The 1,002-nt window shown below is 69.4% G+C and carries 1 protein-coding gene; it reads left to right on the forward strand.

The annotated features are described in order from the left end of the window. Window positions 1–119 precede the first annotated feature (119 nt). The coding region (locus ACWEKS_RS49405) for an IS5 family transposase (RefSeq protein WP_452346614.1) at window positions 120–1,002 on the forward strand (883 nt) is incomplete at its 3' end.

The following is a 1,002-nucleotide window of genomic DNA, read 5'->3' on the forward strand; positions in this document are numbered from 1 at the left end:
GCAGCGGTGTCGCCCCATCAGCATGTTCGACCGAAGTTGTTGCCCGCGTTGGCATATAGGCGAGGTCTCCGGTAGTTCGGATTAGCGACCAAGCAAATCTGAACAATGCCGGAGACCTCGTGGCCAGCGTAGCGGTGGCGGGGCGCGCGGACCTGACCGATGCCCAATGGGCGCGGCTGGAGCCACTGCTGCCTCGACCGAAGAAGGCGGGACGCCCGCCGAAGTGGACCAAGCGGCAGCTCATCGATGGGATCCGGTGGCGGTGCCGCGCCGGGGTGCCGTGGCGAGACGTGCCGGCCGAGTACGGGTCCTGGCAGGCGGTGTACGGGTTGTTCCGGCGCTGGCAGCGGGCCGGGTCGTGGGCGGTGATCGTGACATCGCTGCAGGTGGCGGCCGATGCGGCCGGGGTAATCGACTGGCAGGTCAGCGTGGATTCCACGATCACCCGAGCCCATCCGCATGCCGCCGGCGCCCGCCGCGACAGCGGCGGGCAGGCCGAACCACCGGCCGGGCCGGGGCAGTGCGAGCCCGCCGATCACGGGTTGGGGCGTTCGCGGGGTGGGTGGACCAGCAAGCTGCATCTGGCGTGTGATCGGGGCTGCCGGGTGTTGTCGGTGCTGGTCACCGCGGGTCAGGCCGGTGACAGTCCGCAGTTCACGGCAGTGCTGGACTCGATCACGGTGCCCAAACGCGGTGGCGGGCGGGCTCGGACCCGGCCGGAGCGGGTGTTGGCCGACAAAGCGTATTCCAGTCGCGGGAATCGGGAGTGGTTGCGTCGTCACGGGATCCGCGCGACGATCCCGGTCCCCGCGGATCAGGTCGCGCACCGGCGGCGTCGCGGTAGTGCTGGTGGGCGGCCCCCGGTGTTCGATCCGGTCCGCTACCGTGACCGCAACGCTGTCGAGCGGGGCATCAACCAGCTCAAACAGCATCGGGCCGTGGCCACTCGCTTCGACAAACTCGCCGTCCGATACCAGGCCACGATCCATATCGCTGTCATCA

Source organism: Nocardia sp. NPDC004711, assembly GCF_053601595.1.